Annotated in this window: 28 protein-coding genes; 23 read left to right on the forward strand and 5 right to left on the reverse strand. The window is 71.5% G+C overall.

What is annotated here, in order from left to right; genetic code table 11:
• Position 1 precedes the first annotated feature (1 nt).
• From ACQPY0_RS08810 to ACQPY0_RS08865, 12 genes are all read left to right on the forward strand, one after another.
• On the forward strand, positions 2–625 hold the full coding sequence (locus ACQPY0_RS08810; RefSeq protein ID WP_432995087.1) for a DUF402 domain-containing protein: 624 nt from the start codon (positions 2–4) through the stop codon (positions 623–625).
• 245 nt (positions 626–870) lie between these two features.
• Positions 871–1,332, forward strand: a complete 462-nt coding sequence (gene rpsP, locus ACQPY0_RS08815; RefSeq protein ID WP_432986732.1) for a 30S ribosomal protein S16 — start codon at positions 871–873, stop codon at positions 1,330–1,332.
• Complete coding sequence (locus ACQPY0_RS08820) at positions 1,307–1,564, forward strand: RNA-binding protein (protein ID WP_033357826.1); 258 nt, start codon at positions 1,307–1,309, stop codon at positions 1,562–1,564. Before rpsP ends, ACQPY0_RS08820 begins: the two co-directional genes overlap by 26 nt.
• A 7-nt stretch (positions 1,565–1,571) precedes the next feature.
• Positions 1,572–2,120, forward strand: coding sequence for a ribosome maturation factor RimM (rimM, locus tag ACQPY0_RS08825; RefSeq protein WP_432995089.1), 549 nt, complete (start codon positions 1,572–1,574; stop codon positions 2,118–2,120).
• Positions 2,117–2,833, forward strand: coding sequence for a tRNA (guanosine(37)-N1)-methyltransferase TrmD (gene trmD, locus ACQPY0_RS08830; protein WP_432986734.1), 717 nt, complete (start codon positions 2,117–2,119; stop codon positions 2,831–2,833). The genes rimM and trmD overlap by 4 nt, the downstream gene beginning before the upstream one ends.
• A 132-nt stretch (positions 2,834–2,965) precedes the next feature.
• A complete protein-coding gene (rplS, locus tag ACQPY0_RS08835) occupies positions 2,966–3,325 on the forward strand; it encodes a 50S ribosomal protein L19 (RefSeq protein ID WP_432986736.1) in 360 nt (119 codons plus the stop codon).
• Positions 3,326–4,129: 804 nt separating this feature from the next.
• Positions 4,130–4,945, forward strand: a complete 816-nt coding sequence (gene lepB / locus ACQPY0_RS08840) for a signal peptidase I (RefSeq protein WP_432995091.1) — start codon at positions 4,130–4,132, stop codon at positions 4,943–4,945.
• 21 nt (positions 4,946–4,966) lie between these two features.
• Positions 4,967–5,608 carry a signal peptidase I gene (gene lepB, locus ACQPY0_RS08845; protein ID WP_432986738.1) on the forward strand — a complete coding sequence of 214 codons (642 nt, stop codon included), beginning with the start codon at positions 4,967–4,969 and terminating at the stop codon, positions 5,606–5,608.
• 21 nt (positions 5,609–5,629) lie between these two features.
• Positions 5,630–6,088 carry an NUDIX hydrolase gene (locus tag ACQPY0_RS08850; protein WP_432986740.1) on the forward strand — a complete coding sequence of 153 codons (459 nt, stop codon included), beginning with the start codon at positions 5,630–5,632 and terminating at the stop codon, positions 6,086–6,088.
• 1 nt (position 6,089) lies between these two features.
• A complete protein-coding gene (locus ACQPY0_RS08855; protein WP_432986742.1) occupies positions 6,090–6,836 on the forward strand; it encodes a ribonuclease HII in 747 nt (248 codons plus the stop codon).
• Positions 6,833–7,153 carry a DUF2469 domain-containing protein gene (locus ACQPY0_RS08860; RefSeq protein WP_190249654.1) on the forward strand — a complete coding sequence of 107 codons (321 nt, stop codon included), beginning with the start codon at positions 6,833–6,835 and terminating at the stop codon, positions 7,151–7,153. Before ACQPY0_RS08855 ends, ACQPY0_RS08860 begins: the two co-directional genes overlap by 4 nt.
• A 164-nt stretch (positions 7,154–7,317) precedes the next feature.
• On the forward strand, positions 7,318–7,869 hold the full coding sequence (locus ACQPY0_RS08865; RefSeq protein ID WP_432986744.1) for a murein hydrolase activator EnvC family protein: 552 nt from the start codon (positions 7,318–7,320) through the stop codon (positions 7,867–7,869).
• A gap of 747 nt (positions 7,870–8,616) precedes the next feature.
• Here ACQPY0_RS08865 and ACQPY0_RS08870 read toward each other — a convergent pair.
• The 4 genes from ACQPY0_RS08870 to ACQPY0_RS08885 all read right to left on the reverse strand — a co-directional run bounded on the left by ACQPY0_RS08870 (position 8,617) and on the right by ACQPY0_RS08885 (position 12,062).
• Positions 8,617–9,780: an aminotransferase class V-fold PLP-dependent enzyme gene (locus ACQPY0_RS08870; protein ID WP_432986746.1), complete on the reverse strand. Its 1,164-nt coding sequence runs from the start codon at positions 9,778–9,780 to the stop codon at positions 8,617–8,619.
• Positions 9,781–10,114: 334 nt separating this feature from the next.
• Positions 10,115–11,026: a tyrosine recombinase XerC gene (locus ACQPY0_RS08875; protein ID WP_432986748.1), complete on the reverse strand. Its 912-nt coding sequence runs from the start codon at positions 11,024–11,026 to the stop codon at positions 10,115–10,117.
• A 452-nt stretch (positions 11,027–11,478) separates the two neighbouring features.
• The gene (locus tag ACQPY0_RS08880) at positions 11,479–11,844 is read right to left on the reverse strand and encodes a hypothetical protein (protein WP_432986750.1); all 366 of its coding nucleotides are present in this window, start codon (positions 11,842–11,844) and stop codon (positions 11,479–11,481) included.
• Complete coding sequence (locus tag ACQPY0_RS08885) at positions 11,841–12,062, reverse strand: hypothetical protein (protein WP_432986752.1); 222 nt, start codon at positions 12,060–12,062, stop codon at positions 11,841–11,843. Before ACQPY0_RS08885 ends, ACQPY0_RS08880 begins: the two co-directional genes overlap by 4 nt.
• A gap of 163 nt (positions 12,063–12,225) precedes the next feature.
• Here ACQPY0_RS08885 and ACQPY0_RS08890 point away from each other — a divergent pair, with 163 nt between their 5' ends.
• From ACQPY0_RS08890 to dprA, 4 genes are all read left to right on the forward strand, one after another.
• Entirely contained in the window at positions 12,226–13,149 is a 924-nt protein-coding gene (locus ACQPY0_RS08890) for a bifunctional helix-turn-helix transcriptional regulator/GNAT family N-acetyltransferase (RefSeq protein ID WP_432986754.1), read from the forward strand.
• Positions 13,150–13,310: 161 nt separating this feature from the next.
• Positions 13,311–13,664 (forward strand): YraN family protein, encoded by a 354-nt coding sequence (locus ACQPY0_RS08895; RefSeq protein ID WP_432986756.1) that lies wholly within the window; start codon positions 13,311–13,313, stop codon positions 13,662–13,664.
• On the forward strand, positions 13,664–15,178 hold the full coding sequence (locus ACQPY0_RS08900) for a YifB family Mg chelatase-like AAA ATPase (protein WP_432986758.1): 1,515 nt from the start codon (positions 13,664–13,666) through the stop codon (positions 15,176–15,178). Before ACQPY0_RS08895 ends, ACQPY0_RS08900 begins: the two co-directional genes overlap by 1 nt.
• A complete protein-coding gene (dprA, locus tag ACQPY0_RS08905) occupies positions 15,175–16,380 on the forward strand; it encodes a DNA-processing protein DprA (RefSeq protein WP_432986760.1) in 1,206 nt (401 codons plus the stop codon). The genes ACQPY0_RS08900 and dprA overlap by 4 nt, the downstream gene beginning before the upstream one ends.
• Positions 16,381–16,433: 53 nt before the next feature.
• Here dprA and ACQPY0_RS08910 read toward each other — a convergent pair whose 3' ends face one another.
• Positions 16,434–17,576, reverse strand: coding sequence for a pyridoxal phosphate-dependent aminotransferase (locus ACQPY0_RS08910; RefSeq protein ID WP_432995093.1), 1,143 nt, complete (start codon positions 17,574–17,576; stop codon positions 16,434–16,436).
• Positions 17,577–18,574: 998 nt separating this feature from the next.
• Here ACQPY0_RS08910 and ACQPY0_RS08915 point away from each other — a divergent pair.
• The 7 genes from ACQPY0_RS08915 (at position 18,575) to rlmN (ending at position 25,341) form a co-directional block, all read left to right on the forward strand.
• Positions 18,575–19,390, forward strand: coding sequence for a pentapeptide repeat-containing protein (locus tag ACQPY0_RS08915; protein WP_432995095.1), 816 nt, complete (start codon positions 18,575–18,577; stop codon positions 19,388–19,390).
• Positions 19,391–19,736: 346 nt separating this feature from the next.
• The gene (gene rpsB, locus ACQPY0_RS08920) at positions 19,737–20,570 is read left to right on the forward strand and encodes a 30S ribosomal protein S2 (RefSeq protein ID WP_432986761.1); all 834 of its coding nucleotides are present in this window, start codon (positions 19,737–19,739) and stop codon (positions 20,568–20,570) included.
• 22 nt (positions 20,571–20,592) lie between these two features.
• A complete protein-coding gene (gene tsf / locus ACQPY0_RS08925) occupies positions 20,593–21,420 on the forward strand; it encodes a translation elongation factor Ts (RefSeq protein ID WP_432986763.1) in 828 nt (275 codons plus the stop codon).
• A gap of 84 nt (positions 21,421–21,504) precedes the next feature.
• On the forward strand, positions 21,505–22,296 hold the full coding sequence (gene pyrH, locus ACQPY0_RS08930) for a UMP kinase (RefSeq protein WP_432986765.1): 792 nt from the start codon (positions 21,505–21,507) through the stop codon (positions 22,294–22,296).
• Positions 22,293–22,850: a ribosome recycling factor gene (gene frr, locus ACQPY0_RS08935; RefSeq protein ID WP_432986767.1), complete on the forward strand. Its 558-nt coding sequence runs from the start codon at positions 22,293–22,295 to the stop codon at positions 22,848–22,850. Before pyrH ends, frr begins: the two co-directional genes overlap by 4 nt.
• On the forward strand, positions 22,850–23,869 hold the full coding sequence (locus ACQPY0_RS08940) for a phosphatidate cytidylyltransferase (protein ID WP_432986769.1): 1,020 nt from the start codon (positions 22,850–22,852) through the stop codon (positions 23,867–23,869). The genes frr and ACQPY0_RS08940 overlap by 1 nt, the downstream gene beginning before the upstream one ends.
• 281 nt (positions 23,870–24,150) lie before the next feature.
• Complete coding sequence (gene rlmN / locus ACQPY0_RS08945) at positions 24,151–25,341, forward strand: 23S rRNA (adenine(2503)-C(2))-methyltransferase RlmN (protein WP_432986771.1); 1,191 nt, start codon at positions 24,151–24,153, stop codon at positions 25,339–25,341.
• Positions 25,342–25,350 lie beyond the last annotated feature (9 nt).

Genomic DNA, 25,350 nt, shown 5'->3' on the forward strand with positions numbered 1-25,350 from the left:
CATGCACCGCAACGTGCGGCGGGGGCGGATCGGGTGGGTGCGGCCGGCGCGCGTCGTGTCCGACGACGAGCGCGGGCTGCTGCTGTGGATCGAGCGGGGCACGCCGGTGGTGAACGAGGTGTCCGGGGACGGGCGGGGGATGCGGACGATGCCGTTCACGGAGTACGTCACGCTCGGGACCTCGCTCAAGCACGGGACGTGGAACGGGCCGGGGGTGCTCAAGCTGCACCGGCCCGGCGACCCCGCGCACTCCGTGTGGTGGTTCCGCGACGACGCGGGGGAGTTCACCGGGTGGTACGTCAACCTGGAACGCCCGGCGATCCGCTGGAGCGACCCGGGCGCCGCGGCCGGGGTCGACGTGACCGACGAGGACCTCGACATCCTCGTCGCGCCGGGCCGGACGTGGCAGTGGAAGGACGAGGAGGAGTTCCTCGAGCGGCTCGCGCTGCCGGATCACTACTGGGTCGAGGACGAGGCCGCCGTACGCGACGAGGGCCTGCGCGTCGTCGAGGAGATCGAGGCCGGGGCGTTTCCGTTCGACGGGACCTGGACCGACTTCCGGCCGGCGCCGGAGTGGGAGCTTCCGGATCTCACGCCCGGGTGGGACCGTCCGCCGCTGCGTTGACGGGCGGAACGACGCGGAAGGCCCGGGAAAGTCGGGCTGAGCGGCCACGAGGGGCGCAGATGCGGAATCCAGGGGTCGTTTTTGCGCACGGTAGTCGGTCTGGCACAATGGTCTGCTGGTATCCGGTGCGCGTCCGAGCCCTCTAACCCGGCGTCGTGCCAGTCCAACAGAGCAGCCGACGGCACCATCCCCACGGTGTCCGGGCGGTCGCTCGGCTTCCAACAGATCCAGGAGCGAGCAACCAAGTGGCCGTCAAGATCCGGCTCCTGCGGATGGGCAAGATCCGCAACCCGCAGTACCGCATCGTCGTCGCCGACTCGCGCACCAAGCGTGACGGTCGGGCGATCGAGTTCGTCGGGCTCTACCACCCGAAGGAGGAGCCCTCGCGCATCGAGGTCAACTCCGACCGCGTCCAGCACTGGCTCTCCGTCGGCGCGCAGCCGAGCGAGGCCGTGCAGGCGATCCTGTCGAAGACCGGCGACTGGCAGAAGTTCAAGGGCCTGCCGGCCCCGGCCGAGCCGCTGAAGGTGGCCGCGGCGGCGCCCGACCGCCGTGCCGCCTACGAGGCCGAGGCGCAGGCCGCCGCCGGCCTGGCCGACGCGCCGAAGGCGAAGAAGGCCGCGGAACCGAAGAAGAAGGCCGAGGCCGAGGCTCCGGCCGCGCAGGCGGAGGAGCAGTCCGGTGCCGGCGCCGGCGCGGAGGCCTGACGTGCTGCGCCCGGCGCTCGAGCACCTGGTCAAGGGCATCGTCGACAATCCCGACGACGTCCGCGTGCGCATGGTCGACTCCCGCCGCGGTCAGCGGCTGGAGGTCCGGGTCAACCCGGAGGACCTCGGCACGGTGATCGGGCGCGGTGGCCGGACGGCCAAGGCGCTGCGGCAGGTCATCACGTCGATCGGCGGCCGCGGCGTGCGCGTCGAGATCGTCGACGCGTACTGACCACATGCTGCTCGTCGTCGGCCAGGTCATCCGCGCGCACGGCGTCCGGGGCGAGGTCGTCGTGGACGTGCGCACGGATGCGCCGGCAGAGCGTTTCGCCGTCGGGTCGGTTGTGCAGACCGACTCGACGGCGGTGCGGCATCTGCAGACTGTCCCGCCGGGGGCGTGGCGGCCGCCGCCGGAGTTGACGATCGAGTCCGTACGCCCGCATCAGGCCCGCCTCCTCGTCGTCTTCGAGGGCATCTACGACCGCAACCTCGCCGAGGACATGCGCGGCGTGCTGCTGTGTGTGGACAGCGCCACGATCCCGGCCAGCGACGACCCGGACGAGTTCAACGACCACGAGCTGGTCGGGCTCGACGTCGTCGACGCCGCGGGGGAGCGCGTCGGCGAACTGCTGCGCATCGACCACGCGCCCGCGCACGATCTACTCGTGGTGCGGCTCACGGACGGGCGGACCGGGCTCGTGCCGTTCGTGCGGGAGATCGTCCCCGAGGTCGACGTGGCCGGGCGGAAGATCGTGATCACTCCGCCGGAAGGCCTGTTCGACCTATGAGGGTCGACGTCGTCACAATTTTCCCGGACTACCTCGCCCCGCTGGATCTGTCGCTGATCGGCAAGGCGCGCTCGAACGGGACGCTGCGGCTTGCCGTACACGATTTGCGCCGCTGGACCCACGACGTGCATCGCACCGTGGACGACACGCCGTACGGCGGCGGCCCCGGCATGGTCATGCGCCCCGAGCCGTGGGGCCTCGCCCTGGACGAGCTGGCCGGCCCGGACACGCACTTGATCGTGCCCAGCCCCGCGGGCGCCCCGTTCACCCAGGCGGCCGCGCGCGCCCTCGCCGGCGACGAGCACCTGCTGTTCGCCTGCGGGCGGTACGAGGGCATCGACCAGCGGGTCTTCGACCACGCCGCCGCGCGGATGCGGGTGAGCGAGGTCTCCCTCGGCGACTACGTGCTCTTCGGCGGCGAGGTCGCGGTTCTGGTGATCCTGGAGGCGGTCACGCGGCTGCTGCCGGGCGTGCTGGGCAACGCCGACTCGCTGGTGGAGGAGTCGCACGCCGCCGGCGTCCTGGAGGCGCCGATGTACACCAAGCCGCCCAGCTGGCGCGGCCTGGAGGTGCCCGAGATCCTGCGCTCCGGCGACCACGGCCGCATCGCCAGGTGGCGGCGGGAGCAGGCCCTGCGGCGCACCGCCGAACGCCGCCCCGACCTCATCGCCGCCCTCGAACGGAGGGCCGGCGATGGTGATCAAGGGGCCTGATTTCAGGTTCGGCGCGTGGATGTGGCAAAGTGGTGAGGTTGCCGCGGCCTGACGTGTCCGGCTGACCCATGATCACAGACCCTCGCGCGCCGCGGAGAGCGGACGTGCCTTGAGTGACGAGGAACTTCCGCGATGAACACGCTGGACGCGCTGGACGCACAGTCGCAGCGGACCGATATCCCGAGCTTCCGTGCCGGCGACACCATCAAGGTGCACGCCCGGGTCGTCGAGGGCAACCGGTCCCGGGTCCAGGTCTTCCAGGGCGTCGTGATCCGTCGCCAGGGCTCCGGCCTGCGGGAGACCTTCTCCGTCCGTAAGGTGAGCTTCGGCGTCGGTGTCGAGCGCACCTACCCCGTCAACAGCCCGGCCGTCGACCGTATCGAGGTCGTGACCCGCGGCGACGTGCGCCGCGCCAAGCTGTACTACCTGCGTGACCTGCGGGGCAAGAAGGCCAAGATCAAGGAGAAGCGCGAGACCAAGGTCAGCAGCTGACCTCGCGACCGCGCGGATCGACGACGGGGAGGGGCGCGGTGCGCACTCTCCCCGTGTCGCGTCCGGATCGGGTTTTTCGGTCAAGTGGAGCCGGGCTCCCCAAAGTGGTCCCGTGCATCTAGGCTGGCGCCGATGGCAAGTGACCCCTACGGGCGCGATCGTTACGACGATCGCTCCGACGAGACACACTCACGCGACCGCCGCTTGGATCAGGCGGGGGAGCAGCGTGGGCAGCAGCAACCCTTCGGCGGCGTCAGCTACCCGGGCCACGACTACTGGTCCACCACGGGTCGCCCGGACGCCGCGGAGGTGCAGCGTGTCCATGACGGCGGCTGGGCGGGCGGCGACGACCGCGACGTCCACGACCGCCGTGACGCGTCTCCCGGCCGCGACGTCGTGCCCGACCGGCGCAGCGTCCAGCCGAGCCGGGACTACCGGCGCGCCGACTGGGGTCGCGACGAGCGCCGGGCGGAGCCGGGCCGCGGCGACGACTGGGGTCGCGGCGAGCCAGACCGCGAGGACTGGAACCGGGGCCGCTCCTGGGACGATCCGTATGGGTCGCGGCGCGGCAGCCGGGACCGCGACGAGCCGCCGATGGTGCGCGACCGCGCGTTCGAGGACGACGGCTACGACGAGCCCGGCTACGGCGACCGGCGGGATCGGGACCGCTCGGCGCGGTACGAGAGAGGCTTCGATCGGGGCGAGCGCTCAACGGGATCGGGTGCGCGGCCGCGGCGGGGCGCCTCCTACGACGACGACTCCGTCTCCAACTGGCGCAGCAAGGTCCGCCGCAAGCGCAAGAACATGCCGCTGTGGCAGGAACTGCCGCTGCTGCTGATCGTGGCGTTCTGCCTGGCCGTGCTCATCCGAACGTTCCTCGTCCAGGCGTTCTTCATTCCATCGGGCTCGATGGAGCAGACCCTCCTCGTCGGCGACCGCGTGCTGGTCAACAAGGTGCTGTACGACGTGCGGGAGCCCGAGCGGGGCGAAGTCGTCGTGTTCACCGGCCCGGACACCTGGGCACCGGAGAACCAGGTCCACAAGGACGCCGGCTTCTTCGCCGAGCTCGGCCGCACCGTCGGCGACCTCGTCGGGTTCTCCCAGCCCGGTGAGAAGGACTTCATCAAACGGGTCATCGGGCTCCCGGGCGACACCGTGGCGTGCTGCGACGTTGACGGGCGTGTCACGGTCAACGGCTATCCGCTCGACGAGTCGCCGTATCTCTACGAGGACTCGCCGCTGGACGCCGCCCCGAACCCGAAGCAGTGCACGGCGCGCCGGTTCGGACCGATCAAGGTTCAGGCCGGCCAGATGTTCGTCATGGGCGACCATCGTGGCGTCTCGCAGGACTCCCGCTGCCAGGGCCAGGTGCCGATCGACAACGTGATCGGCCGCGCGTTCGTGGTGCTGTGGCCGAGCAGCCGCTGGGCCTGGCTACCAGTGCCCGACACGTTCAAGAACGTTCCGAAACCGGCGGCGATGCCCGCGCCCGGCCCGCGCGTCACGCCCGCCCCCGTCACGCCGTTTATCCCGGATATGGTGCTTGCCCCGATCGTCGTGTCCGTTTCGCTTTCGACCCGTTCGGCGCGTCAGGAGCGGTTGAGGCGTCGTCGATGGTGAGTAACACGTACCCTTCAGGGCGTGATTGACGAGCAGACCAAGAAGCCCAGTAGTTTCTGGCGCGAATTGCCGGTTTTGCTGGGCGTGGCGATCATCGTCGCCGTCGTGGTGCGGGCCTTTGTACTGCAGACGTTCTACATCCCGTCCGAGTCGATGGAAAACACGCTGCTGATCAAGGACCGGGTGCTCGTCAACAAGTTGGTGTACGACTTCCGCTCCCCCCACCGCGGCGAGGTCATCGTTTTCACGGCGCCGGATTCCTGGCGCAACGACCCGTCCGAGGAGGACTTCATCAAGCGGGTGATCGCCGTCGGCGGCGACCACGTCGTGTGCTGCGACGACAAGCAGCGCATCACGGTCAACGGCACGCCGCTGGACGAGCCCTACATTTACGCAAACGCCGATGGGCTGCAGGACCTGCCGAGCGAGGAGCAGTTCGACATCACTGTGCCCAAGGGGCGCCTGTGGGTGATGGGCGACCATCGCTCGCGGTCGGGCGACTCGCGGTACAACTTCATCCGCACGAAGGACCCCAACCAGGCGACCATCAACGAGGACGATGTCATCGGCCGGGCCTTCGTGGTCTTCTGGCCCTTCTCGCGGGCCAAGTGGCTCAGCGTCCCCGGCACTTTCGACAAGGTGCCGGATCCGACATCGAAGTGACAACGCCGTAGGCTCGTCGGTATGACGGAGGCTGCGGCAGAGATCGACCGCTGGGCGGCCCGGGTCCTGCTGCTCGACCCGTCCGGTCGCGTCCTGCTGCTGCGCGGGTGCGACCCCGCCCGCCCCGACCACCGCTACTGGTTCACGGTCGGCGGTGGCCTGGAGCCAGGGGAGACGCTCGCCGACGCGGCCGTGCGGGAGGTCTACGAGGAGACCGGGCTGCGCATCGCAGCGGGCGACCTGGTCGGGCCAGTCCGCACCGATCAGGTCCAGTTCCCCTTCGACGGTCGGTGGTACTCCCAGGAGCAGGCGTTCTTCGTGGTGCGCACGGACGCGTTCACCGCCGACGTCACCCACTTCGCCGGCTACGAGGCCGCCACCATCGACGTCACCCGCTGGTGGTCGGCCGACGAGCTGGACGCGACCGCGGAGCGCTTCTACCCGGCGGACCTCGCCTCGTTGCTGCGGGAGGTGGGCTGAGATGCTCGCGCCTCCTCGCACTGTGGTGCATCGCGCAGCCGGTCTGTGGGCCCTGGAGCGGGCCTTGCAGCGGCGGGGCTTCAACCGGGTGGCCGGGGCCGACGAGGCGGGTCGTGGGGCCTGTGCTGGGCCCCTCGTGGTCGCCGCCGTCATTCTGCCGCAGGGCCGCCGCGGCGAGATCGAGGAGCTCAACGACTCCAAGCTGCTGACCGCCACCGCGCGGGAGCGCGTCTACGAGCAGGTGGTCCGCCGCGCGGAGGCGTGGAGCGCGATCGTCATCCCGCCCGGCGACATCGACCGCCGCGGCCTGCACGTGTGCAACCTGGCCGGCATGCGCCGCGCCCTCGCGAGCCTGTCGGTCCGCCCCGAGTACGCCCTCACCGACGGCTTCAAGGTCGACGGCCTGGGCATTCCCGGCCTCGCCGTCTGGAAGGGCGACCAGGTCGCCGCCTGCGTCGCTGCGGCCAGCGTCGTGGCGAAGGTCACGCGGGACCGGATCATGCAGAAGCTGCACGAGTCGTACTCGCAGTACGGCTTCGACGAGCACAAAGGCTATTCGACCCCGGTGCACGGCGCCGCCCTCGCCGCCCACGGCCCCTGCCCGGAGCACCGTTTCTCCTACGCGAACGTGGCGGCGGTGGGGCGGCCGGGCGAAAGGCGCGGTAACGTCGGCGTGGCGCCCGGCGAGGCCGCACGGGTTCCGGCGCAAGTGGGCGACAATGTGGCTATGGAAGGCGGACCGCGATGAGCGCCGAAGATCTCGAGAAGTACGAAACCGAGATGGAGCTGCAGCTCTACCGGGAGTACCGCGACATCGTCCGCCAGTTCTCCTACGTGGTGGAGACCGAGCGCCGGTTCTACCTGGCCAACCAGGTCGACCTGCACGTGCGCAACTCCGACGGCGAGGTCTACTTCGAGGTCGAGATGCACGACGCCTGGGTCTGGGACATGTACCGGCCTGCCCGGTTCGTGAAGAACGTCCGAGTGATGACCTTCAAGGACGTCAACGTCGAGGAGCTCGAGAAGCCGGATATTTCTCTGCCCGACAACGGCTTCGGCAGCTGACTTCGTCGATCTGTCTCACCGCGGACCCGCACGTCACCGTGCGGGTCCGATTCGTCTAGCACACTTCGAGTCCGGCTGCCCCGTTATCCACAGGCGCCTGGTTGTCCACAGGTTCGCCATGATCACGTCCACTCCGCCCGGCCGTTTCCGCCACCCTGGCACGCATGTTCAAGAACCTCCTCCGCGCCGGTCTCCTCGTTCTCGCCGCCTCCGTCCTCGCCGCCGCCGGCTCCGCGCTCGCGGCCGCCTCCGCCGCCCTCGCCACGCCCCGCCCATCCGCTCACGAGGCCCCCGACGAGCCCGCCGCCGACTACCAGGCACCCCTTGACGGGCCGGTGACGGTGACCAGGGGCTTCGAGCCGCCTTCCGACCGATACGCGGCCGGCCACCGCGGCGTCGACCTCGTCGGCGTGCCCGGGCAGACGGTTCGCAGCGCCGGCCCCGGCAAGGTGGTCTTCGCCGGGATGGTGGGTGGGCGGCCGGTGGTGAGCGTCGAGCATCCCGGCGGGGTGAGGACCACGTACGAGCCGGTCGCGGCCTCGGTGGTGGCGGGGCAGGCGGTGGCGGCGGGGACGCCGCTGGGGACGCTGAGACCGGGCCACCCGTGCCCGGACGAGGCGTGCCTGCATTGGGGCCTGAGAACAGACCAGAATGTGTACCTCGACCCGCTCAGCCTCCTCCGCCGGCATCGCGTGAGGCTCCTCCCGATCACCTGATCCGCGGCCTCGTCCCCGGCTTGGCCTCCTCCCGATGCCTGCGGGCGCTCGCTGAGCCACTGACTCCCGTGCGTGCCCGCCTGCCGGCCGCTGTCCCTCTGCCTCCGTACCGTGTTGTGCCTGCACCTCCGTGCCCTCCCCGCCGCGCTTCCCCGCCTGCGTGCTCGCGTGTCGCGGTCTCGCTTTCGCCTTGGGGCCTGCGTCCGCGTCGCGCTGTGCCTGCGCGGCTCGCGCCTTCCTGCCTGCGTGTCGTGGTCTCCGCTTCCGCCCTTGCGTCGGCTTCAGCGCGCGGCTGCGCCGCGGCTCGGCTCCCCGCCTGCGTGCTTGCGTGTCGCGGTCTTGCTTGCGCCTTGCGTGCCGGCTTCTGCGTCGCGCTGCCTGTGCTTCCGCGCCCTCGCGTCGCGCTTCCGCGCCCTCGCGTCGCGCTTCCGCGCCCTCGCGTCGCGCTTCCGCGCCCTCGCGTCGCGCTTCCGCGCCCTCGCGTCGCGCTTCCGCGCCCTCGCGTCGCGCTTCCGCGCCCTCGCGTTGCTCGCGTCGTGCTTCCGCGCCTGCGTGTCGTGCTTCCGCCTTCCGCGCCTGCGTGTCGTGGCGCTGGCCTGCCGTGCCCTCGCCTGCCACTTGTGCGCCATTCCGGCACCGACTCATGGCCCTCTGAGTGGCCTGCCTTTGTCGTGCGTCGGGCGCCCCCGCCCGTGCGTCGGGCGTGTCGCCTGCTGGCGCCGGGACCGCCGCGTCCGCGCGAGTTGCTCAGGAGCGCGCGAGGAGCTTCGGCAGGCCGGTGGCCAGGCGCTCGTAGTCCTCGGGGCGGTTGTAGATCTGCGCTGACAGCCGGAGATACCCGCGTCCGCGCCAGCCGGCGAGCCCCACCTCGGCCGAGAGCTCGTCGGAGATCCGGCGACGCAGCCCGGACGCGGCCGCCGGGTCGCTCGCCACGCCCGGAGGCAGCGGGACCAGGGTCATGGGCAGCCCGGTCGCCGGCGGAACCTCGCTTCCGAGCGCTTCCGCGACCACGCGCTGCCCGTATTCGGCCAGCGCCGCGTTGTGCCTCCGTACAGGCTCGATTCCCAGCGAGCGCAGGACGAACAGCCCCGTCGGCGCCGCGAGCCAGGGGGTGTAATCGTGCGACCCGAGCCACTCCAGGCTCGCGGGGAAGCCAGCCTCGGCAGACCATGACAGCACCAGCGGCCGGATCCGGTCCCGCCGCGCGGGCGCGACGGCCAGCAGAGCGGTGCCGCGCGGCGCGAACGCCCACTTGTGCAGGTTGCCGACCCAGGAGTCCGCGCCGAGTTCGCTCACGGCCGGGTCGAGAATCCCCGGGACGTGCGCGGCGTCGACGTGTACGGCCACCTGGTCGCCCCAGCGCCCACGCACCGCTTCGATGATCCGGCGCACCGGAAAGACGCGCGCGGTCGCGGCGGTGACGTGGTCGACGATCACCAGCCGGGTCCGCGGTGTCGTCGCCTCCAGCACCGCGGCGGTCACCGCGGTGTCGTCGGCGGCGAGCGGCACCCGCGCGACCCGATGCACCGCCCCGGTGCGCCGGCACGTGGCTGCGACCGCGAGATCCACGGCGCCGTAGCCGTGATCGGTCGTCACGATCTCGTCCTCGGTGCCGAGATCGAGGCTCCCCAGCACGGTCGACGTCCCGGTGGAGGCGTTCTCGACCAGCGCGGTCCCGTCCGGATCGGCCCCGACGAAGCTGGCGAGATGGCGTCGCACGTGCGCGATCCGCTCCTCCAGCCCGACGGCGAAGAACCGGTGCGGGTTGGCTTCCATCTCGTCGCGGAGCCGCTGCTGGGCCCGCTGCACCGCGATCGGCACCATCCCGAACGCCCCGTGGTTCAGATGCGCGACGGCTGCGTCGTGCGAGAACAGCAGCCGCGCGCCCGGAATCGGCTCGGGTGCGGACACATCAACGATCTTAGGGCTCCATCCCGCCACTCGCGCCCAGTTGCACGGCTCCGGTCCATTGTCCGGCTCACCTCGTCCCGCCGCGTCCGAGCGCCTGGGGCGTCCGAGCGCCTGGGGCGTCCGAGCGCCTGGGGCGTCCGAGCGCCTGGGGCGTCCGAGCGCCTGGGGCGTCCGAGCGCCTGGGGCGTCCGAGCGCCTGGGGCGTCCGAGCGCCTGGGGCGTCCGGCCGCCCGGCGTATCCAGCTACCTGGCCAGCCGGCTGCCCGGCCGCTCGGTCGGCAGTCCCACCCGGCCGGCAAACCACTCCACGATCCGCCTGGGCCGGTCAGCGCGGCTACGCGCGCGGATGCGCCTGCTCGTACGCGGCGCGCAACCGCTCGATCGACACATGGGTGTAGATCTGCGTGCTGGACAGCGAGGCGTGTCCGAGCAGCTCTTGCACGGACCGCAGATCGGCGCCGCCCTCGAGCAGGTGCGTGGCCGCGGAGTGCCGCAGATCGTGGGGCGACGTGTGCGGCAGCCCGGCCGCCCGCGCGTACGCGTCCACGATCCGTCGCGCCGCGCCCGCCTGCAGCCGGCCACCGCGCGCCCCGAGCAGCAGCGCCGAGCCGCTCTGTGCGCCCTCGAGCGCGGGCCGGCCGTGCCGGAGCCAGGCGGTCAGCGCCCCGTCGGCAGGCAGGCCGTACGGCACCGAACGCTCCTTGTTGCCCTTGCCCACGACCCGCACGACCCGCCGCATTCGGTCGACGTCGCCGAGGTCGAGGCCGCACAGCTCGCTGACCCGGATCCCGGTGCCGTACAGCAGCTCCAGCACCAGGCGATCGCGCAGGCCCAGCGCGTCCGCGCGCCCGGCTGGCGAGGTCACCAGCGTCTCGGCCTGCTCGGCGCGCAGCACGGTGGGCAGGTCGCGGTGGGCCTTGGGGCTGGCCAGCCGCTGCCCGGGGTCGGCCTCGACCAGTCCCTCGCGCTTCGCCCACGCGGTGAACGTCCGCGCGGCCGCGGCGTGCCGGGCCAGGCTCGTGCGCGCGTCCCCGGCCGACCGCCTCCGCGCGAGCCACCCCCGCAGGACCGTGAGCGTCAGTCGCGCGGGCGTGTCTGCGCCCCCGGCCGCCGCGTAGTCGAGCAGCGAAACAACATCGCCGACATACGCCCGCACCGTGTGCGCCGATCGGTTCCGCTCCGCCGCGAGGTATCGCGCGAAGTCGTCGACCGCATCCCGCATGGCCGCGGGCAACCGTTCGTGCATCTCCGCGGTCCCCGGCGCGGGAGCGTCGGTGCGTTCTCGTCGGGTGCCGGTGCTCCTGGTAGTGCCCCGCGCGGACCGTCCTTGCCCACGGCCCGGCCCGGCCCGCTCCGGCTTGCTTGTCACCGCCTTGTCACCGCGTTCGGCCGGTCTCCCCTCGGCGTGCCGTTCGGCCTGGCTCTGGACGCCGTCAGGGTCGTCCTGTGCCCGCGCGGCGTCGAGGCCGCCCTGGCCAGCACCCGGGCTCGCGCCCGGCGCGGCTCGCTGAGCGCTCGGCCGAGTCCGCGCGTCCTCGCGAGTGGCCCGCGCGGACGCCATGACGTCGCGTAGACGCGCGGGCGCGGGCTGGCTGGCTGCTGCGCCGCCTGCCGTGGACACATCAGCGTCGTGAAGCCGTGCGGACGCGTCCGTGGCCGGCACGTCCGCGCGGCCGCTGGGTGTCGATTCGGGCGGCTTCAACTGCGTCGCTGCTGCTCTTCGAGGAACCGCTCGATCAGCCCGCGCACCACGGCCGCCATCGTGAAGCCGTGCTCGGTGCACCAGGCGCGCAGCTCGGCGTGCCGTTCGGCCGGCAGGCGGAACGTCACGAGCTGGCTGTCGGTGCCGACTGGCAGCAAACCGCCGAGCGTGCCCTGTGCCGCCGGCTCCGGACCGAGGGCGGAAGCGCCGACGAGCCGGTGCCCGCGGGTCGCCTCGCCGGCGAACAGGGCGCGCCGGTCCGTCGTATCGGTGCGTCCGAGCAGCCAGGCGGTGATTTCCTGGCGGGTGGCGACAGGAAGCGTCTCGAGCAGCTCCACGAGCTTGTCGACAGCAGCGGTCATACGGAGACGATAGCGCCCGATATCCCGCTATCGCTTTCGGTCGGCTCCATCGACACGACACGTACACCTTGAATTTCCTCGAGAAGCTCGGGCAGCGTCCGATCGATGACCGGGCCCGGCACGGTGACCACGAACTCGTCGGTTGCCACCACGCCGTCGCGGCCGAGCACCCGCATCTGGCGGATGTCGACGCCCAGGCGGCCGAGCAGCGTGGTCACCTGGCCGAGGGAGCCGGGCCGGTCGGGAAGTTCGACGATTACGTGACGTAGCGACATGGGCCCCAGCCTGACGACGCCGCGTTTCCCGGCAGTTACAACGCCACGTCGCCCGGCTTTCCGAAATTAGTTGACAACGTCAACAGATCACCTGACGATGTCAACTATGACTATCGAGACGGTTGCTGCGATACGGCGCTTCAATCGCTTCTACACAAATCTGATCGGCGTGCTGCGGGCCGGATTGCTCGACTCGCCCTATTCACTCGCCGAGGCGCGGGTGCTGTACGAGCTCGCCGCCGCGCCCGCGCGGGTGCTGGAGGTCGCCGATCTGCGTCAGGGGCTCGACATGGACGCGGGCTACCTCAGCCGCATCCTCGGCCGGTTCGAGACCGACGGCCTTGTCGTGCGGGAGCGCTCGGACGTGGACGCGCGCAAGCAGCGGATCAGGCTGACCGACGCCGGCCGGGCGGCCCAGGCGGAGCTCGACAAGCGCTCGGACGCGCAGGCCGCCGCCCTGCTGTCGGCGGCGACGCGGGCGGACGAGCGCCGCCTGGCCGGTGCCATGAGCGCGATCGAGTCCATTCTCGGCGGTGTCACCCCATCCGCGCCCACCGTCGTGCTGCGGCCCCCGGGCCCGGGCGACCTCGGCTGGGTCGTTCAGCGCCACGGTGCGCTCTACGCCGCGGAGTACGGCTGGAACGCCGAGTTCGAGGCGATGGTCGCGCGCATCGTCGCGGACTACGCCGACTCGCACGACGAGCGCTGGGACCGCGGCTGGATCGCCGAGGTCGACGGCGAGCCCGTCGGGTCGATCTTCTGCGTCCGCGCGAGCGAGTCGACCGCGAAGCTGCGACTGCTGCTGGTCGAGCCGAAGGCCCGCGGCCTGGGCGTCGGTGGCCGGCTCGTCGAGGAGTGCGTCCGATTCGCCCAGCGCGCCGGATATCGCGACATGGTCCTGTTCACGCACGACGTCCTCGACGCCGCGCGTCACCTCTACCGGCGCGCCGGCTTCGAGCTCGACCACGAGGAGCGCAAGCCGGCGTACGGCCTGGACCTCGTCCACCAGCACTGGCGCAAAATTTTCTGAATCGGGCCGTGTAATGGCCACATCCGGTCCGGCCTGCGCTGCGACCCCAGCCCATACCAAAATCAAATAACTGTCCGAAGTTCATCCACAAGCACTCGGTTATCCACAGTTTGATCTTCACTGCGCCGCATTGATCGCCTGAATCCGCGACAGTCGCCCGCATGACGAACCGCAACCAGCTCGTCGGCGGCTTCGGCGAACGCGTCGCCTGCCGATACCTCGTGTCACAGGGCCTCGTGCTGCTCGATCGCAACTGGCGCAGTCGCGCCGGCGAGCTCGACGTAGTCGCCCGGGACGGCCCCGACGTGGTGTTCGTCGAGGTCAAGACCCGCCGCAGCACACGGTTCGGCATGCCCGCCGAATCGGTCGTGCCGGCCAAGGTCCGGCGCCTGCGCACGCTCGCCCGGATGTGGCTCGCCGCCAATGACGTTCGCTGCGAACACGTGCGCTTCGACGTGATCAGCGTGCTCGTCGGCAGATCGGTGGCGCTGCAGCATCTGCGTGGAGCGTTCTGATGGGCTACGCGAAGATCCGTTCCGTCGCCCTGCACGGCGTCGTCGGCGAGGTGATCGAGGTCGAGGCCGACGTGGCACCCGGCCTGCCCAGCCTCGTGGTGTCCGGGCTGCCGGACGCCGCGCTGAGCGAGGCCCGCGACCGGGTCCGTGCGGCCGTGCACAACTCGGGGGCCTATTGGCCCCAGGCCCGTGTCACCGTCAACCTGCTCCCGGCCCACGTCCGCAAGCACGGCTCCGGATTCGATGCGGCGGTCGCCCTGGCTGTCCTCGCTGCCGGCGCACAACTGCCGATCGGTCGCCTCGTTGATGCCGTCGTGCTCGGCGAACTCGGCCTGGACGGCACCCTTCGGCCGGTCCGTGGGGTGCTGCCGGCCGTGCTGGCGGCCAGCCGGGCCGGGGTCGGTCTGGCCCTCGTGCCACCCGCCAATGTCACCGAGGCCCGCCTGGTGCCCGACATCAAGGTTCGTGCCGCGGACTGCCTGGGCCGGATCATCGGTTACCTGCACCGCACCGAGGATCTGCTCGATCCGGCGTCCCAGCCGTCGTCTCCGGATGCCGCCCCGCTCGACCTGGCCGACGTCCTCGGCCAGGAGCGCGGCCGTCGCGTGATCGAGCTCGCTGCCGCGGGCCGGCACCATGTCGCCATGTTCGGCCCGCCCGGCGCCGGCAAGACCATGCTCGCCGCGCGCCTGCCCGGCGTCCTGCCGCCCCTCGGCGACCAGGAGGCCATCGAGGTGACGGCCCTGCACTCGATCGCGGGGGCGCTGACGCCGGGCAGCACGCTGATCCGCCGTGCCCCGTTGCAGGCGCCGCACCACACGGCCTCGGTCGCTGCTCTCGTCGGTGGCGGAAGCGGGCTGGCCAGGCCCGGCGCGATCAGCCTGGCACATCACGGGGTGCTCTTTCTCGACGAGTGTGCGGAGTTCCCCAGCGGGACGCTGGAAGCCCTGCGGCAGCCGCTGGAAGAGGGTGAGGTCCGGCTGCGGCGGGCCCATGGCGAGACGGTGTATCCGGCGCGCACTCAGCTGGTCCTCGCGGCCAATCCGTGTCCCTGCGCGAAACCGGGCGGCAAGCACATGTGTGAGTGCCCGTCGATCGTGCGCCGCCGCTACCAGGCACGGCTCTCCGGACCGCTGATGGATCGCGTCGATCTTCAGGTGGATCTGGACCCGGTGCGCTCTGCCGCACTCGTCGCCAACGAGATCGTCGAGCCGACGGCGGTGGTGGCCAAGCGGGTCCTGGCCGCCCGCGGTGCGGCCTGCGAGCGGTGGAAGCCGGCCGCGCGGTCGAACGGTGAGGCGCCCGGCCCGTTGCTGCGCGATCCGAGGTTTCTCCTGCCCAGGACGGTGGTGAAGCCGCTGACCGACGCCATGGACCGCGGCCGGCTCTCGGCCCGGGGCTTCGACCGGGCGGTGCGGGTGGCGTGGACGATCGCGGACCTCGAAGGACGGGTCCGCCCCGAGACCGCCGATGTGCGTGAGGCGCTCGAGTTGCGATCGAGGAACGCGCGATGAGGGCCGGCGAGGACCGGGTGGCGCGTATGGCGCTGGGGATGCTCGTCGAGCCCGGCAGCCGGGAGCTCGGCGTGCTGGTCCGCAACGTCGGGGCGCCGGAGGCACTGGGGCGGGCCGTCGGCGGGTTCGGTGTCAAGCCAGCGCTGGCCGGGGCGGTGCGGGCCAGGATGCGTGCGGCCGGCGTGGAGGGATCGGCGGACCTGGCCGGGCAGCTCGCCGAGCAGATGGACGGGCTGGCGGAGCGGCTCGGGGCGCGGATCATCACCGCCGTCGATGAGGAGTGGCCGGCGGCATTCGACGACCTGGTGCGGGCCAGCCGCGAGGGCAACATGCTGCGGCGGGACACAGATCCGCCGATGTGCATCTGGCTGCGTGGGCCGCTGCGGCTCGCGGAGACGCTGGAGCGGTCGGTGTCGGTCGTCGGAGCACGGGCAATCACTGGGTACGGCGGGTATGTGGCGTCCGAGTTCGCGTACGGGCTGGCGGAGCGGGGCTGGACGGTCGTCTCCGGCGGGGCGCTCGGCGTGGACGTGACCGCACACCGCGGCGCGCTGGCCGGGGGCGGGGACACCGTGGCGGTGATGGCCTGCGGGATCGACCGGGCGTACCCGGCGGCCAACGCGGCGGTGCTGGAGCAGATCGGCGCCGAGGGGTTGCTGCTGACGGAGTGGCCGCCCGGCACGCAGCCGCACAAGACCCGGTTCCTGACCCGCAACCGGGTCATCGCCGCGGCGACCAGAGGCACGGTGATGGTCGAGGCCGGGTCGCGCAGCGGGGCGCGCAGCACGCTCGGATACGCCAGGCTGCTGCAACGCTCGGCGATGGTCGTGCCCGGGCCGGTCAACTCGGCGATGTCGGTCGGCTGCCACATCGAGCTGCGGCAGCCGGGGACCGTGCTGGTGAGCAGGGTCGAGGAGATCATCGAGGAGGTCGGCAGCGTGGGTGAGCTGGCCGAGCCGATCCAGGGCGCGGGGCGGCCCGAGGACGTGCTCGACCCGCTGCAGGCTCGCATCCTCGACGCCGTCCGGCCGCGGCGGGCTATGACCGCGGAGCAGATCGCCGCCGTCGCCGGGGTGAGCGGGCGTGACGCCCGGCGCAGCCTGCCGCTGCTGGAGGAGCTCGGGTTCGTGGTGTCGGGGCCGGACGGGTATCGGCTGCGCAGCACGCCGCGGGCCCCGATCGGCGAGGAGGAGGACCGGTGAAGGGGCTCAGACGGGAAGCGGCGGTCGGGCGGGGACGGGGGCCGGTGATCGGGTCAGAGCCGCTGCAGGCGGGCGACGGCCTCGTCGAGAACCTCGTCGCGCTTGCAGAACGCGAACCGCACGAGCCTCCGGCCGGCTGCGACGTCGTCGTAGAAGACCTGCGTCGGCACGGCGACGACGCCGCAGCGTTCCGGCAGCGACAGGCAGAACTCGACGCCGTCGGTGCCGCCCAGCGGGGTGATGTCGGCGGTGACGAAGTACGTGCCCTCGGGCTGCAGCACCGCGAACCCGGCCTCCGCCAGGCCCTTGCACAGGCGGTCGCGTTTGCGCTGCAGATCGTCGCGGAACTCCTGGTAGTAGGACGTCGGCAAGTCCAGCGCCACCGCGACGGCCGGCTGCAGCGGGCCGGCGTTGACGTAGGTGAGGAACTGCTTGACCCGGGTGACGGCCGAGACCAGCGGGCGAGTGCCACACACCCAGCCGATCTTCCAGCCGGTGCACGAGAACGTCTTGCCGGCGGAGGAGATCTGCAGGGTCCGCTCCCGCATGCCGGGCAGGCCGGCGAGCGGCACGTGCGGGGCGGTCGCGTCGCTGAAGACCAGGTGTTCGTACACCTCGTCGGTGACCGCGAGCACGTCGAACTCCACGCACAGCTCCGCGATCTGGGCGAGCTCGGCGGCGGTGAAGACCTTGCCGGTCGGGTTGTGCGGCGAGTTGAGCAGGACCAGGCGCGTCCGAGGGCCGAAGGCGGCGCGCAACTCGGCCGGGTCGAAGGAGTATCGGCCGTCGGTGACCCGCAGCGTCACCGGGCGGCGGACGGCGCCGGCGAGCGCGATCGACGCGGCGTAGGAGTCGTAGTAGGGCTCGAAGCAGACGACCTCGTCGCCGGGCTCGCAGAGGGCGAGAATGCTCGCGGCGATGGCCTCGGTCGCGCCGGCGGTCACGAGAATCTCGCCGTCCGGGTCGTACTCGAGGCCCCAGAACGCCCGCTGGTGCGCCGAGATCGCGGCGCGCAGTTCGGGGATGCCGGGGCCCGGCGGATACTGGTTGCGGCCGCCGTAAAGGGCCGCCGCGGCCGCGTCGAGCATCGCGGTCGGGCCGTCGGTGTCGGGGAAGCCCTGGCCGAGGTTGACGGAGCCGGTGCGTACGGCGAGGGCCGACATCTCCGCGAAGATGGTGGTGCCGAACGGGCGCATGCGGGCGACGAGCGGATCACGCGAGGCGTCTGTCACCCCCAGAGTATGCGGCCATCGGGCGGAGCGCCGGACAGTGCGGCGACCGGACAGGCTCGGCCAGCGCCTGCACTGCCGGGAGTGGCGGTGCCTGGGCTGCCGGGAAAGGTGGTGCCTCGGTTGCGGGGAGGGGTGGCACCTGGGCTGCCGGGAGGGGCCGCGTCCGGGCGGTCGGGAGCGGTACTGCCCGAGCTACCAGGAGCTACGGTGCCTGAGCGGCGGCGCTGCGGAAGGTGGGTGCGTCGTTCTCACCCCCTGGCGGGCGAGAGGCTTCCCGCGCGAGCGGTCTGGGCCGATGGCGGCCGTCGCAGACCGCGACGACCGTGGCGGGAACCGGACAGGCCGAGGCCGGAGGCGTGGTCGGCAGGGCGCGATACGTGGGAGGCCAGGCGGGTGGCGGCGGCGCTTGACTGGCAGCGACGCAGATTACACGGACCTTTGCCGGGTGGCGAGGATCATGCGGAGGGCCTACCGTGACGGACCGTGGATGGACGCCGGAACTACTCGCAGGACCCGGACGCGGATTCGCGCTGGTACTCGGACGAGCGCGGGTATCACGACCGCCGTGACGATCGGGACTGGGACGACCGCTCGCGGGAGTCGCGGGGGCGGGACGACGCGGATCGCGGGTACACGCCGACGCGGTATGCGGATGAGCGGGAGTACGACGACGGCGGGTATCGGGTTCCGGAGCCTCGGGGAGGCGGGCGCGGGTACGACAGCGACCCGCTGAGCTACGGCGACAGCCCCAGCGGACAGTTCAGCACGCCGGCCGCCGCCGGCCGCCCGTCGGACCTGGGGCGCCCGTCGGACCCCGGGCGGCCGTCGGACCTGGCGCGCCCGTCCGAGCCGGGGCGCGGTTCAGACTCCGGGGAGCTGTCCGGGGAGTTCGTCAGCCGGTCCCGGCGGTCGGAGGCGCTCGATCGCAGCGCCCTTCAACGACCGGTCTCCGGTGGCGGGGCATCCGCCAGTGGCGGGCTGTCGTCGTCCGGGGCGCCGATTCCGGGGTTGTCGCCAGGGGCGCTGCCAACTTCCGGCGCGCCGATCTCCGGGGTGCCGACCTCGGGGGCATCGACCTCCGGAGCGCCGATTCCCGGGTTGACTTCCGGGGCGCCGATGCAGATGCCGACCATCCAGCCCAGTGGCGGGGGTGCCGGGCCGGTGTCCGGTGGGCCGGCCGGGGCGGGTGCGCCGGGGCCGGCCACGAACGCGTTCGCCGCCCCTACGGCGTTGACCGCGGCCGTGCCGGCGCCGCAGCAGCAGTTCGGGGCCGGGGAGCCCGGCGGTGCGGTGTACCGCAGCAAGCGGCCGGGGCTGGCGACGGTGCTGGTGCTGCTGACGGTTCTGTTCGAGGTGCCGGTGCTGCGGCTCTTCCTCAGCGCGATGACCGCCAAGGAGATTCCCGCCGGGGCCACGCTCGCCGGGATCTTCATGATTCCGGCGCTGCCGATGTTCGCGCTCGGGCTGTACGGCCTGATCGGTGGGGCGGCCGCGGCCACGCCCGGGGGACGGGTCTGGCTGCGTACCCCGCTGGTGTACCTGCCGGTGGCGCTGCTGCTGTTCCTCGCGGCCGGACTTGCCGCCTCATAAGGCAGCTGAACGAGATAAGGCAGCTGAACGAGATAGGGCAGCTGAACGAGATAGGGCAGCTGAACGAGATAGGGCAGCCGAACGAGGTAGGCAGCCGAACGAGGCAGGCCGCGGAAGAAGCGAACAACAAGGCGCGGCCCGCGGGGGTGGTGCCGTGGGTGAAACGGACGCGGTCGTCGCGTGAGTGAAGCCTCGCGCGGTGACCCGCCGGCGGGCCGCCTCGCGCCGAATCGGAAATTTCGCCACGTAACCGGACGAAGAACACGCGACCGGGGGGATTCGTGGTCACCGCCGCCTGGCGCGTACACTTTCCCCCGGCGACCGCACACCGTGCGGTCGACCTCGCGCGCCCTCCCTTAGCCCGCCGCATTCTCTTCCGTGCCGGGTGAGCGTTTCAAAGGGCGGCGGCCGCCCTGGTCCCATGAGAACACGCGAGACCGCGTGCGCGAAGGGTGAGACGGCCGACGACTGGGCGCCAGGACGACGGGCCGACCGGTCCGCCGTACAACCAGGATCGAAGGGATCCCGCCGAACATGGCCGTGACCATGCGTCAGCTGCTCGAGAGTGGCGTGCACTTCGGGCACCAGACCCGCCGCTGGAACCCGAAGATGAAGCGCTTCATCTTCACCGAGCGCAACGGTATCTACATCATCGACCTGCGCCAGACGCTCGACTACATCGAGAAGGCGTACGACTACATCCGCAACACGGTGGCCGAGGGCGGCTCGGTGCTGTTCGTGGGCACCAAGAAGCAGGCCCAGGAGGCGATCGCCGAGCAGGCGACGCGGGTCGGCCAGCCTTACGTCAACCACCGCTGGCTCGGCGGCATGCTGACCAACTTCCAGACGGTGTACAAGCGGCTGCAGCGCATGAAGGAGTTGGAGAGCCTCGACCTGACGGGCACCGCGCAGGGGTACACCAAGAAGGAGACCCTGCAGCTGTCCCGTGAGCAGACGAAGCTCAGCCGGACCCTGGGCGGTCTGCGCGACATGCAGAAGCTGCCGTCGGCGATCTGGGTCATCGACACCAAGAAGGAGCACATCGCGGTCGACGAGGCCCGCAAGCTGGGCATCCCGGTCATCGCCGTGCTCGACACGAACTGCGACCCGGATGAGGTCGACTTCCCGATCCCCGGCAACGACGACGCCATCCGCTCCGCGGCGCTGCTGACCCGCGTGGTCGCCGACGCGGTCGCGGACGGGCTGATCGCGCGTTCCGGGCGCGCCACCCGTGCCGACCAGAAGCCCGAGCCGGGCGTCGTGGCCGGCGACGAGCCGCTCGCCGAGTGGGAGCGCGAGCTGCTCGAGGGTGCCAAGTCCGGCGACGCTCCGGCAGCTCCGGCCGCCGAAGAGAACAACCAGGCGTAACCCCACAGAGCGAGAGAGAGTCATGTCCAACTTCACCGCCGCGGACGTCAAGCGGCTCCGCGAACTGACCGGCTCCGGCATGATGGACTGCAAGAAGGCGCTCGAGGAGGCCGAGGGCGACTTCGACAAGGCCGTCGAGCTGCTGCGCATCAAGGGCGCCAAGGACGTCGGCAAGCGTGCCGGGCGCACGACGGCCAACGGCCTGGTCGCGCACTCGGGGACGGGCCTGGTCGAGATCAACTGCGAGACCGACTTCGTCGCCAAGAACGAGGCGTTCGTCGAGCTGGGCCAGAAGCTGGCGGCCCAGGTCGACGCGATCAAGCCGGCCGACGTGGACGCGCTGCTGGCCTCGAAGCTCGGCGACGCCACCGTGGCCGACCTGGTGCAGGCCGAGTCGGCCCGCATCGGCGAGAAGCTCGTCATCAACCGCATCGCGGTGCTGGGCGAGCCGGCCGCGATCTACATGCACCGCAAGAGCCCGGACCTGCCGCCGCAGGTCGGCGTCGCGGTCGAGTTCACCGGCAAGACCGACGAGGCGGCCGTGGCCGACGCCCGCGGCGTGGCGATGCAGATCGCCGCGATGCGGCCGAAGTACCTCACGCGCGACGAGGTGCCGGCCGAGGTCGTCGAGTCGGAGCGGCGCATCGCCGAGGAGACGGCCCGCGAGGAGGGCAAGCCCGAGCAGGCCCTGCCGAAGATCATCGAGGGCCGGGTCAACGCCTTCTTCAAGGACTTCGTCCTGATCGAGCAGCCCTCGGTCGGCGACAACAAGAAGACGGTCAAGCAGGTGCTGGCCGAGGCCGGTATCGAGGTCACACGGTTCGTGCGCTTCGAGGTCGGCCAGGCCTGACCGGCAGTACAACAGCAGTGAGGGGGTCACGGTCTACTGGATGCAGACCGTGACCCCCTTTCCACGAGACAGAAGGGTGCGCACATGACGAACACCGCCGTCGAAGCGGCCAGGCAGTCCCTGACCCCCGCCCCGATCGGGGCGCGGCGCGTCGTGCTGAAGCTCTCCGGTGAGGTGTTCGGGGGCGGCGCCGTCGGCGTCGACCCCAACGTGGTGCGCGGCATGGCGCGCCAGATCGCCACGGTCGTGCGCCGGGGCGTGCAGGTCGCGGTCGTCGTCGGCGGCGGCAACTTCTTCCGCGGCGCCGAGCTCTCGCGGGCCGGGATGGACCGCTCGCGCGCCGACTACATGGGCATGCTCGGCACCGTGATGAACTGCCTGGCGCTGCAGGACTTCCTGGAGAAGGAGGGCATCGACACGCGCGTACAGAGCGCGATCACGATGGCCCAGGTCGCCGAGCCGTACATCCCCCGGCGGGCGATCCGCCACCTGGAGAAGGGGCGCGTGGTCATCTTCGGCGCCGGCGCCGGCATGCCGTACTTCTCCACCGACACGGTCGCCGCCCAGCGCGCCCTGGAGATCCACGCGCACACCGTGCTCATGAGCAAGAACGGCGTCGACGGCGTGTACACCGCCGACCCGCGCACCGATCCGACGGCCCGCAAGCTCGACAGCCTCACGTTCGCCGAGGCGCTGGTAAAGGGGCTGCGGGTGGTCGACCAGACGGCGTTCAGCCTCTGCCAGGAGAACGCGCTGCCGATGCTGGTCTTCGGCGCGGAGGGGGAGGACAACGTCGCTCGCGCGTTGAGTGGTGAGAGGATCGGCACGCTCATCACCGCCGAGCCCGTCCCGGATCGAGGAGGACAGACCACGTGATCGAAGAAGCACTCTTCGAGGCCGAAGAGAAGATGGATCGTGCGATCGAGCATGCCAAGGAGGAGTTCGCGGTCATCCGCACCGGCCGCGCCAGCCCGGCGATGTTCGGCAAGGTGATGGTCGACTACTACGGCACCCCGACGCCGCTGCCGCAGATGTCCTCGATCGCGATCCCTGAGCCGCGGATGGCGATCATCAAGCCGTACGACACCTCGCAGATCGGCGCGATGGAGAAGGCCATCCGCGACTCCGATCTGGGTGTAAACCCCAACAACGAGGGCACCCAGATCCGGATCCTGTTGCCGCAGATGACCGAGGAGCGGCGCCGCGACATGATCAAGGTCGCCCGCAACAAGGCCGAGGACTCGCGCGTCGCGATCCGCAACGTGCGCCGCAAGGCCAAGGAGGAGCTCGACCGCATCGTCAAGGACGGCGAGGCCGGCGAGGACGAGGTGCGCCGCGCGGAGAAGGAGCTCGAGGATTTGACGCACAAGTACGTCGCGCAGGTCGACGAGCTGCTCAAGCACAAGGAAACCGAGCTACTCGAGGTCTGATGGCCCATCTGGACCGGGCTCAGAAGGCCCACGACCCGTCGTCGACGCGGGCGCGGCAGGACGATGCCGCGCCCGAGTCGTCTGTGGAAGAGCCAAGAGCGCAAGAGCCGGATACTGTACCCCACCCGCTCGCTCTGTCCTCGGGCCCCGCGACACCGGGTCACCCCGTACAACCGGGCGACCAGGCTCCGCGCAAGAGCCGGGCGGGGCGCAACCTGCCCGCGGCCATCGGGGTCGGCGTCGGGCTGGGCGGGCTCGTCGTGCTCTCCCTGTTCGTGCTGGAGAAGTGGCTCTTCCTGGGCCTGGTCATCGCCGCCGTCATGGTCGGTGTCTGGGAGATGGTCCGCGCGGTCAGCGTCCAGAAGGCCCGCCCGCCACTGGTACCGCTGCTGCTCGGCGCCCCCGCCATGGTCTGCCTGGCCTGGTTCGGCGGCGCGGCGCGGCTGCCCCTGGGCCTGCTCGGCACGCTGCTGCTCATCTTCGTGTGGCGCTTCGCCGAGGGAGCGGCACACTACCAGCGCGACGTCACCGCCGGCGCGCTCATCGCCGTCTACGTGCCCTTCCTCGGCTCGTTCGCGGCGCTGCTGGCCTACCCCGCGCACGACGGCGCGGCGCGGGTCCTGGTGACCATTCTCGCCGTCGTGCTGTCGGACACCGGTGGGTACGCCACCGGGGTCTTCCTCGGCAAACACCCCATGGCCCCGTCGGTCAGCCCCGCCAAGTCGTGGGAGGGCTTCGCCGGCTCGATCGTGTGGACCGGCGCCGGCAGCGCGATCGCCCTGCCGCTGCTGCTCGACGACGCCGTCTGGTGGCACGGCGCGATCTTCGGCGTGGCGGTGTCCATCGCCTCGGTGCTCGGCGATCTCGGCGAGTCGCTGATCAAGCGGGACCTCGGCGTGAAGGACATGAGCAACCTGCTGCCGGGCCACGGCGGCCTGATGGACCGGCTGGACTCGGTCCTGCTGGCGCTGCCGACCGCCTACGCGGTGCTGGCCTTCCTCGTCCCCTGGACGAAGTGATCAATCCCCCGTTCCCCGTCTGAACCCCGCCGCGGCCGGCCGCGTTCACCGGCCGGCCAGGCGCGCCCCCAGCCGGACCAGCAGCTCCCCCTGGCGGCCTGTTCGCGGCTCTCCAGCCGGTCCGACCAGGCTCCGGGCGGTCCGGCGCAGCAGGCTCCGGGCGGCCCGAGCAGGCTTCGGGCGGTCCGGCCGACGGCCCGGCGTCGGTCCGCAGGTCGCCCGGCCGTGCTGTCCAGCGGTCTTGGAGAACACGCGACGCGGCATGGGACACTGGAATCGCCATGACGCAGCTGCCCGTACTCAACCTGTCCTCCGAGGCGACCGGCACCACCCCCGCCGGCCGTCGCGCTTCGTTGCCCCCGCGGCACCTGGCCGACCTCGATCTCGCCGGTCGTCGCGCCGCCGTCGCCGAGCTGGGGGAGCCGGCCTTCCGTGCGCAGCAGGTCTCCGCCCACTACTTCGGCCGCCTGGTGCGCGAGCCCGCGGCGATGACCGACCTGCCGGCCCGCACCCGCGAGGCGATCACCGGGACGCTGCTGCCGCGGCTGCTGGAGCCGGTCAGCGAGCTCGCCACCGACAACGGCACCACCCGCAAGACGCTCTGGCGGCTGCACGACGGCTCGCTCGTGGAGAGCGTGCTGATGGGATACCCGGACCGCGTCACCGTCTGCGTCTCCAGTCAGGCCGGCTGCGGCATGGCGTGCCCGTTCTGTGCCACCGGCCAGGCCGGGCTGACCCGCAACCTGTCCACCGCGGAGATCGTCGACCAGGTCGTGTGGTTCGCGGGTCTCGCCGCCCGCGGCGCGTTGCCCGGCTGCCCCGACCGGCTCTCCCGCGTGGTGTTCATGGGCATGGGCGAGCCTCTTGCGAACTACAACCGGGTGATCGCCGCCGTGCGGCGGCTGACCGAGCCCGCCCCGGAGGGCCTGGGCCTGTCTCAGCGGCACATCACGGTGTCGACCGTCGGGCTGGTCCCCGGCATCCGCCGGTTGACGCAGGAGGGGCTGTCGGTGACGCTTGCGCTGTCGCTGCACGCGCCCGATGATGATCTGCGCGACACGCTAGTACCGGTCAACCAACGCTGGAAGGTCGCCGAAGTGCTTGATGCCGCGTTCGAGTATGCGGCTCGCACCGGACGGCGCGTGTCCATTGAGTACGCAATGATCCGGGATGTGAACGACCATCCGTGGCGGGCGGATCTGCTCGGTCGGCTCTTGTCCGGCCGTCTGGCACATGTCAATCTCATCCCGCTCAATCCGACACCGGGCAGCAAGTGGGACGCGAGCCCCAAGCCCGTTGAGCGGGAGTTCGTCCGGCGACTTCGGGCCGCCGGTGTTCCCACTACGGTGCGTGACACCAGGGGTCGGGAGATTGACGGTGCCTGCGGGCAGCTTGCCGCCTCCGGAGGTGGCAAGGTGGGAGAGCGTGAGAACGGCTTGCTAGCACGGCGAGCGAACGAGGAGACACAGTGAGTCAGGGTC

Origin of the sequence: Dactylosporangium sp. CA-233914, from assembly GCF_050942935.1 — a bacterium.
In the GTDB taxonomy this organism is placed as follows: Bacteria; Actinomycetota; Actinomycetes; order Mycobacteriales; family Micromonosporaceae; genus Dactylosporangium.

Coding starts and splice junctions, on each gene's coding strand:
- ACQPY0_RS08810 (WP_432995087.1), top strand. CDS start 2: ATGCACCGCAACGTGCGGCGGGGGCGGATCGGGTGGGTGCGGCCGGCG.
- trmD (WP_432986734.1), top strand. CDS start 2,117: ATGAGGGTCGACGTCGTCACAATTTTCCCGGACTACCTCGCCCCGCTG.
- rplS (WP_432986736.1), top strand. CDS start 2,966: ATGAACACGCTGGACGCGCTGGACGCACAGTCGCAGCGGACCGATATC.
- lepB (WP_432995091.1), top strand. CDS start 4,130: ATGCCGCTGTGGCAGGAACTGCCGCTGCTGCTGATCGTGGCGTTCTGC.
- ACQPY0_RS08850 (WP_432986740.1), top strand. CDS start 5,630: ATGACGGAGGCTGCGGCAGAGATCGACCGCTGGGCGGCCCGGGTCCTG.
- ACQPY0_RS08855 (WP_432986742.1), top strand. CDS start 6,090: ATGCTCGCGCCTCCTCGCACTGTGGTGCATCGCGCAGCCGGTCTGTGG.
- ACQPY0_RS08860 (WP_190249654.1), top strand. CDS start 6,833: ATGAGCGCCGAAGATCTCGAGAAGTACGAAACCGAGATGGAGCTGCAG.
- ACQPY0_RS08865 (WP_432986744.1), top strand. CDS start 7,318: ATGTTCAAGAACCTCCTCCGCGCCGGTCTCCTCGTTCTCGCCGCCTCC.
- ACQPY0_RS08875 (WP_432986748.1), bottom strand. CDS start 11,026: ATGCACGAACGGTTGCCCGCGGCCATGCGGGATGCGGTCGACGACTTC.
- ACQPY0_RS08880 (WP_432986750.1), bottom strand. CDS start 11,844: ATGACCGCTGCTGTCGACAAGCTCGTGGAGCTGCTCGAGACGCTTCCT.
- ACQPY0_RS08890 (WP_432986754.1), top strand. CDS start 12,226: ATGACTATCGAGACGGTTGCTGCGATACGGCGCTTCAATCGCTTCTAC.
- ACQPY0_RS08895 (WP_432986756.1), top strand. CDS start 13,311: ATGACGAACCGCAACCAGCTCGTCGGCGGCTTCGGCGAACGCGTCGCC.
- ACQPY0_RS08900 (WP_432986758.1), top strand. CDS start 13,664: ATGGGCTACGCGAAGATCCGTTCCGTCGCCCTGCACGGCGTCGTCGGC.
- dprA (WP_432986760.1), top strand. CDS start 15,175: ATGAGGGCCGGCGAGGACCGGGTGGCGCGTATGGCGCTGGGGATGCTC.
- ACQPY0_RS08910 (WP_432995093.1), bottom strand. CDS start 17,576: ATGCGCCCGTTCGGCACCACCATCTTCGCGGAGATGTCGGCCCTCGCC.
- rpsB (WP_432986761.1), top strand. CDS start 19,737: ATGGCCGTGACCATGCGTCAGCTGCTCGAGAGTGGCGTGCACTTCGGG.
- tsf (WP_432986763.1), top strand. CDS start 20,593: ATGTCCAACTTCACCGCCGCGGACGTCAAGCGGCTCCGCGAACTGACC.
- pyrH (WP_432986765.1), top strand. CDS start 21,505: ATGACGAACACCGCCGTCGAAGCGGCCAGGCAGTCCCTGACCCCCGCC.
- ACQPY0_RS08940 (WP_432986769.1), top strand. CDS start 22,850: ATGGCCCATCTGGACCGGGCTCAGAAGGCCCACGACCCGTCGTCGACG.
- rlmN (WP_432986771.1), top strand. CDS start 24,151: ATGACGCAGCTGCCCGTACTCAACCTGTCCTCCGAGGCGACCGGCACC.